Genomic DNA, 7,254 nt, shown 5'->3' on the forward strand with positions numbered 1-7,254 from the left:
CAATTTCGCTCGATCTGGATCAGATTGCATACCGTCTTCCTTCCGGTCACAGGCTCGGTGTGTCGTTATCGAACTCTTATTGGCCGCTTATCTGGCCCAGCCCCGAAAAAACGACGCTTAATCTTTTGAAAGGGAGCCTCGACCTGCCACTTCGCCCCAGCGGCGACGCTGATGAATGGACGTTTGAGGAACCTGAGGCGGAAACGCCGTGGCAAGTTGAGACGATCCGAGAGGGGTCGAATTCTCGCAAAACAACGACCGATTGGACGACGGGCGAAGTGACGTTAGAAATTGTGGATGATTTCGGGAAAGTCAAAGACAGCGAGCATGGTCTCGTTAATGGATCGATTGCCCGTGAATGGTGAACGATACATCCCGATGATCCTCTGAGCGCACGTGGCAAAACCCATTGGACAGACGAATTGGAGCGCGAAGGAATCGTTTTGCGTACCGAAGCAATTTCCGAAATGCATGCCGATAGGACACACTTTCATCTGACGGCTCAGGTTCATGCATATGAAAACGGCGTTGAAATTTTCAAAAACAACATAAAACGCAGTATTCGGAGGGATAACCTTTAGTTGTACATCATCCAAACTTCTAATTAGCCCTTGAAGGGCGCGCGGCAATCCGCATTGTTAGAAGCACATCACTCTACACCGCCTGCACGATAAACGACGGCGGATAATATCAATAATTTGGGAGACTTTTCTATGCAAGATCAACTCGACTATCTGGCCAAGCGCGCGGGCGCTGGCAAGCTATCACGTCGTGAATTCATGGGTAAAGCATCAGCTTTGGGCGTCAGCGCAGCGGCGGCAAGCACAATGTTTGCAAATGCTGCAATGGCAGAAGGTCCGAAAAAGGGCGGCGATCTGAAGATCGGTTCAACGGGCGGCGAGAGCACAAACTCACTCGACCCAGCAACATACGCGAGCCAAGTTCCCTACCACAACGGTCGCCAGTTTGGCGACACGCTGGTAGAAGTTGCGTCAGATGGTTCCATCGAGCCACGCCTAGCAACAAGCGTTGAAAGCACGCCTGATGCGAAAACATGGATGTTCAAACTGCGCCAAGGCGTAGAATTCCACAACGGCAAAACGATGACTGGCGAAGACGTCATTAAGACGATGGAACGCCACTCAAATGAGGATTCCAAGTCCGGCGCTTTGGGCGTGATGCGCAACATCGAGTCTATGAAAGTCGAAGGCGATACGTTCTCCGTGACTTTGAAAGACGCGAACGCGGATCTTCCTTACCTGATGTCCGACTATCACCTCATCATCCAACCAAATGGCGGCATGGACGATCCTGCGGCTGGTATCGGTACGGGTCCATACAAAGTTGAAACAGACGAGCCGGGTGTACGTCACCTGTACTCCAAACACGCGAACTACTGGGGCGATGACGCGCATTTCGACTCTGTTGAAATCCTTGCGATCAACGATTCAACTGCACGTACAGCTGCATTGCAGTCCGGTCAGGTTCACCTGATCAACCGTCTTGAGCCTAAAGTTGCTGGCCTTCTGAGCCGCGCACCTGGCGTTCAAGTTATTTCGACACCGGGGCGTGGTCACTATGTGTTCATCATGCACACAGACACAGCACCTTTCGACAACAAAGAACTGCGTCTTGCATTGAAATATGCGATCAACCGCGAAGAAATGGTTGAGAAAATCCTGCGTGGCTACGGTTCTGTCGGTAACGACATGCCAATCAACGCGGCCTACCCACTGTTTGATTCATCCATCGAGCAGCGCGCTTACGATGTTGCGAAAGCAAAAGAGCACTATGCAGCGTCTGGTCACGACGGATCGCCAATCATTCTGCGCACTGCAGATGGTGCGTTCCCGGGTGCGGTTGATGCGGCACAACTCTTCCAGCAGTCTGCGCAAGCAGCGGGTATCCCACTGGAAATCAAGCGTGAGCCAAACGATGGTTACTGGTCAGAAGTTTGGAACAAGCAGCCGTTCTGTGCATCCTACTGGGGTGGCCGTCCGGTTCAGGATCAAATGTACTCCACAGCGTACCTTTCTTCAGCGGATTGGAACGACACGAAGTTCAACAACCCAGAATTTGATGCGAAACTTCTTGCAGCAAAAGCTGAGCTGGACCTTGAAAAGCGTAAGGCGCTGTACTCTGAAATGGGTCACATCGTTCGCGACGAAGGCGGTCTTATCTGCCCAATGTTCAACGACTTCATTGACGGCGTAAGTGACAAGCTTGCGGGTTGGGAAACTGATCCAAACGGCGAACTCATGAACGGCCAAGTCACACGTAAGATGTGGTTTGCATAAGGTCGGATAGAGCATATGCATCCGATACTGAAAATGGTTTCCCAGCGCTTGGCGCTGGGACTCCTTCTCCTCCTCGCAGCGTCCGCACTTATTTTCGCAGGAACGCAAATTTTGCCAGGAGACGTAGCGCAATCAATTTTAGGCCAATCCGCAACACCAGAAGCGCTGGCCAACCTTCGTAGAGAACTTGGGCTGAACGAGCCCGCCTTGAGCCGCTATTTCAGCTGGCTCGGCAATGCCGTTACTGGCGATTTAGGCACCGCCCTGACCAACGGACAAGATATCGCAACCAGCATGGGCAAGCGCCTTGGGAATACGTTGTTCCTCGCGTTTTGGGCCGCTGTTGTTTCTGTTCCTCTTGCTATTTTCCTTGGCCTTCTGGCGGTTCGCTACAAAGACCGTTGGCCGGACAAGCTGATCTCTGGCGTGACGCTCACTGCCATTTCTATTCCAGAGTTCCTGATCGGATATGTTCTGATGTACTTCATCGGCGTTAAATTGGGTTGGGCGCCGTCTGTTGCGATGATCAATGACACGATGTCATTGGGTCAGAAGCTGTCAACAATTGCTTTGCCTGTCGCGGTTCTTACGCTTGTCGTTCTGGCGCATATGATGCGCATGACACGTGCGGCGATTTTGAACGTGATGCAATCTGCCTATATCGAAACAGCGGAACTTAAGGGCCTAAGCAGCTTTCAAGTTATTGCACGCCACGCATTTCCGAACGCGATTGCACCTATCGTTAACGTTGTGATGCTGAACCTTGCGTATCTGGTTGTTGGCGTTGTCGTGGTTGAAGTGGTCTTTGTTTATCCCGGCATGGGGCAATACCTGGTCGATCACGTTGCAAAGCGTGATGTGCCAGTTGTGCAAGCCTGTGGCCTCGTGTTCGCGGCGGTTTACATCCTGCTCAACATGGTCGCGGATATCGTTTCCATTCTAGCCAACCCGCGTTTGCGGCACCCGAAATAGGAGGAACGGACATGTTCAAAAATATCCCCATATCCGCCCTCATCGGTCTGTTCTTTACAGGTCTCTATTTCTTTGTCGCGATCTTTGCACCTTGGATCGCCCCTTACGGCATGGCCGAAGCAGTTGGCGATGTTTGGGAGCCATCCTCGTCCGAGCACTGGCTTGGCACCGATAGCATTGGCCGCGACCTCCTGAGCCGTATGATCTACGGTGGGCGCACGACAATCTTCATCGCGACGGCTGCGACGATCCTGAGTTTCACGCTTGGATCTGTTTTGGGCCTGACTGCTGCGGTTATCGGCGGCTGGGTCGATCAAGCGATCTCTCGCTTTGTCGATCTGATCATGTCGATTCCATCGCTGATCTTTGCGCTGGTCGTGTTGTCGGTTATGCCTGTCACGATCCCCGTTTTGATCATCGTTATGGGTTTGCTCGATTCAACACGCGTTTATCGTCTATCGCGCGCTGTCGCGGTGGACATCAACGTGATGGACTACGTCGAAGCCGCAACGCTGCGCGGTGAAGGTCGCAAGTGGATCATCTTCCGTGAAATCCTGCCCAACGCCCTATCCCCGCTCGTTGCGGAAATGGGCCTGCGGTTCATCTTTGCGGTTCTGTTTGTGTCGACGCTGTCGTTCCTTGGCCTTGGCGTTCAACCGCCAAACGCGGACTGGGGCGGCATCGTGAAAGAGAACAAAGACGGTATCGTTTACGGCATTCCTGCTGCGCTGGTCCCTGCGTTCGCAATCGCGACGCTCGCTATCTCCGTTAACTTGGTCGCGGATTGGGTCTTGGCCCGAACCACGTCCCTAAAAGGAGGGCGTGACTGATGAGCGATCCCCTACTCAAAGTACGCGGTCTGAAGATTGGCGCGACGGTCTATCCCGCGGATGCCAAGCCCCATTCCATCGAGATCGTCCATGGTGTCGACTTCGATTTGGCAAAGGGCAAGGTTCTTGGACTGATCGGTGAATCCGGCGCTGGCAAATCTACGATTGGCTTGTCTGCGCTCGGCTATGGGCGCGGCAGTGTTGAGATCACTGGTGGCGAAGTCTGGGTCAATGGCCGTGACATCCTCAAAGGCGGAATCAGCGGTTTGCGTGACTTGCGCGGCGCGGAAGTGACCTATGTGGCGCAATCCGCCGCGGCGAGCTTTAACCCTGCCAAGAAGATCATGGATCAAGTTGTTGAAGCTTCGATCAGCCAAGGCAAGTTTACCCGCGCGGAAGCTGAAGACAAAGCCCGTGTTCTGTTTGCCAAGCTGGGTCTGCCTGATCCTGACAACATCGGGTCGCGTTATCCGCATCAGGTGTCGGGTGGTCAGTTGCAACGTTGTATGACGGCGCTGGCGCTTTGCCCTGAGCCTGATCTGGTGATTTTTGATGAACCGACCACGGCGCTTGATGTGACGACGCAGATCGACGTTTTGGCGGCAATCAAGGAAGCGATCCGCGATACAGGCGTTGCTGCGATCTATATCACCCATGACCTTGCCGTTGTGGCGCAGGTGAGCGATGAAATCATGGTCCTGAAGATGGGCGAAATGGTGGAATACGGCACTGTTGATCAGATCATCAACAGCCCGCAAGAGGACTACACCAAGGCCCTAGTTTCTGTGCGCTCGATTGAGCACGAAGAAAAGAAACCGACGGCTCCGATCCTGAGCGCGAAGAATATCACGGCGCGCTACAAAGGTACGAAGTTTGACGTTCTGCACGATGTCAGCGTTGATATCTCGCCCGGTCAGACGCTTGCCATTGTCGGTGAATCTGGATCAGGGAAGTCCACGCTAGCGCGGGTCATCACTGGTTTGTTGCCACCAAAAGCTGGCGAGATTGATTTCGCAGGTCGCAAATTAACGCCTGATCAACCGAGCCGTTCGATCGAAGATCTGCGCGAGTTGCAAATGATCTACCAGATGGCCGATGTCGCGATGAACCCGCGTCAAACGGTTGGCACGATCATCGGTCGTCCGCTCGAATTCTATTTCGGCATGAAGGGCGAGGAAAAGCAGAAGCGCATCCAAGAACTGTTAGACGAGATCGAAATGGGCGAAGGCTTTATTGATCGCTATCCAGCAGAGCTCTCGGGTGGTCAAAAGCAACGTGTGTGCATTGCGCGTGCGCTGGCGGCCAAGCCAAAGCTGATCATCTGTGATGAGGTCACCTCCGCGCTTGATCCACTCGTGGCGGATGGCATTCTCAAGCTCTTGCTCGATCTGCAAAAGCGCGAAGATGTGGCCTATTTGTTTATCACTCACGATCTGGCAACCGTACGCGCCATTGCCGACAGCATTGCTGTAATGTTGCAAGGTAAGGTCGTGCGCTATGGCACCAAGTCCGAAGTGCTCAGCCCGCCGTTTGATGACTATACCGACCTTTTGCTCAGCTCTGTGCCTGAGATGAAACTCGGTTGGTTGGAAAACGTTCTGGCGACACGCAAAATGGAAAGCGCGGGCAATTAACGCGCTTTCATCTTTCTAGATAAACTTCCGCCGGAGGCATCCATGGATCGCAAACTGCTCTTGATTATCCTCGATGGTGTGCCGCTCAGAAACTGGACGCGTTTGTTTGGAAACCTGGAAGGTTGGGTTGAAAACGGGGCAGCACAGAAATGGACCATGTCCGCTGTGCTGCCTTCGATTTCCGCCAGTTGTTATGCGTCGATCCACACGGGTGTGACCCCGCAGGAACACGGGTGCACGGGCAACGGCAATGTGTTTCGCCTCAAGCAGCCTGATCTGTTTTCAGAAATTCGAAAAGCGGGCGGTGTCACTGGCGCGGTGACCCATTCGTTTTGGTCCGAATTCTTCAATCGCCATCCCTTCGATTACGTGCGCGATATCGAGTATGATGAGGCCGAAAGCGATACGATCAATCATGGGCGCTTTCATTCGATGACGGGTTATGGCGCGGCGAACCAAATGACGCCTTCCGATCTTGATCTCTTTGCGACGCTCACAAACCTTTGTGGCCGTTTTGATCTGAATTACGGGATTTTGCATACCTGCACACTGGATAGCATGGGCCACCGTTTTCAGCATGAAAGTCATGAGATGGATCACGCCTGTTTCGTCATGGATGAGATGCTGGCGCCCTTCCTGCCGATGTGGCGCGAGATGGGATATGACATCATCGTCACGGCCGATCATGGGCAAGATGCGCGCGGCCATCACGGCGGGCGCGATCCGTTGCAGCAGGATTTTGCACTGTATTACTTCGGTGACAGTGAAGGCCCGTCAGCCGATACAAAACTGCATCAGCTCCAGCTCGCCCCGAGCATCCTGACCCGCCTTGGCGTGCCAATTCCAGAGACTATGAAGGCTGCGCCCTTCCTAAGCGCCTGAGACGTTAGTAGGGCCATTCCTGTGCGGCGAGAGCTGCAACGGCTTCTTTGATGCGCAGGAAGCTTGCAGCAGAGCGTTTCGCCATGTGGCGTGCGCGCATATGGCCGTGCACTAAGCCCGGCTCATCCACGCGATGCACTTTGATGCCCGCGCTTTTGAGCGCGATCTCATATTCAACACCATCGCTGCTGAGCGGATCGCATTGTGCCGTGTTGATCACCGTTGGCGGAAGGCCAGAGAAATCATTGTCTTGTAGCGGCGCATAGCTCGGATCGCCCGTTGGTTCCTCACCCTCAAGGCGGATCAAGCGGTAGGCTTCGATATCGTCAAGTGTGAGCATAGGAGCGTCAAAGAACTCTACATAAGAGCCTTTGGTGACATCGCTGCCAAGCCCCGGATAGATGAGGACCTGACCGCGTATATTTAGCTCTGAACCGCGCGCCATATGCGTAACGCAGGCTGCCAAATTGCCCCCTGCGCTATCACCGCAGAGCACCAATGGCTTGCCCGTTTCAGCGAACACAGCGCGCGTGGCAGCCATTGCATCATCGAACATAGCAGGGTGCTTGTGTTCCGGTGCCATGCGGTAATCGACAGAGACAACATCAAGCCCCGTGTGCGCGCAGATTTCGGCGCAGA

Annotated in this window: 7 protein-coding genes; 6 read left to right on the top strand and 1 reads right to left on the bottom strand. The window is 53.8% G+C overall.

What is annotated here, in order from left to right; genetic code table 11:
* The 6 genes from ABJQ89_RS10325 to ABJQ89_RS10350 form a co-directional block, all read left to right on the top strand.
* Positions 1 to 365: CocE/NonD family hydrolase C-terminal non-catalytic domain-containing protein (locus ABJQ89_RS10325; protein ID WP_348496155.1), on the top strand; the 365-nt coding region annotated here is incomplete at its 5' end.
* A gap of 348 nt (positions 366 to 713) precedes the next feature.
* Complete coding sequence (locus ABJQ89_RS10330; RefSeq protein ID WP_348496156.1) at positions 714 to 2,297, top strand: ABC transporter substrate-binding protein; 1,584 nt, start codon at positions 714 to 716, stop codon at positions 2,295 to 2,297.
* 15 nt (positions 2,298 to 2,312) lie between these two features.
* Positions 2,313 to 3,269: an ABC transporter permease gene (locus ABJQ89_RS10335; protein WP_348496157.1), complete on the top strand. Its 957-nt coding sequence runs from the start codon at positions 2,313 to 2,315 to the stop codon at positions 3,267 to 3,269.
* An 11-nt stretch (positions 3,270 to 3,280) separates the two neighbouring features.
* Positions 3,281 to 4,099: an ABC transporter permease gene (locus ABJQ89_RS10340; protein ID WP_348496158.1), complete on the top strand. Its 819-nt coding sequence runs from the start codon at positions 3,281 to 3,283 to the stop codon at positions 4,097 to 4,099.
* On the top strand, positions 4,099 to 5,733 hold the full coding sequence (locus tag ABJQ89_RS10345; RefSeq protein WP_348496159.1) for an ABC transporter ATP-binding protein: 1,635 nt from the start codon (positions 4,099 to 4,101) through the stop codon (positions 5,731 to 5,733). Before ABJQ89_RS10340 ends, ABJQ89_RS10345 begins: the two co-directional genes overlap by 1 nt.
* Positions 5,734 to 5,775: 42 nt before the next feature.
* Positions 5,776 to 6,615, top strand: a complete 840-nt coding sequence (locus ABJQ89_RS10350) for an alkaline phosphatase family protein (RefSeq protein WP_348496160.1) — start codon at positions 5,776 to 5,778, stop codon at positions 6,613 to 6,615.
* Positions 6,616 to 6,619: 4 nt separating this feature from the next.
* Here the strand turns inward: ABJQ89_RS10350 and ABJQ89_RS10355 are convergent.
* A partial coding sequence (locus tag ABJQ89_RS10355; RefSeq protein WP_348496161.1) for an alpha/beta hydrolase occupies positions 6,620 to 7,254 on the bottom strand: 635 nt, incomplete at its 5' end.

It is taken from the genome of Planktotalea sp. (genome assembly GCF_039984035.1).
In the GTDB taxonomy this organism is placed as follows: domain Bacteria; phylum Pseudomonadota; class Alphaproteobacteria; order Rhodobacterales; family Rhodobacteraceae; genus Planktotalea.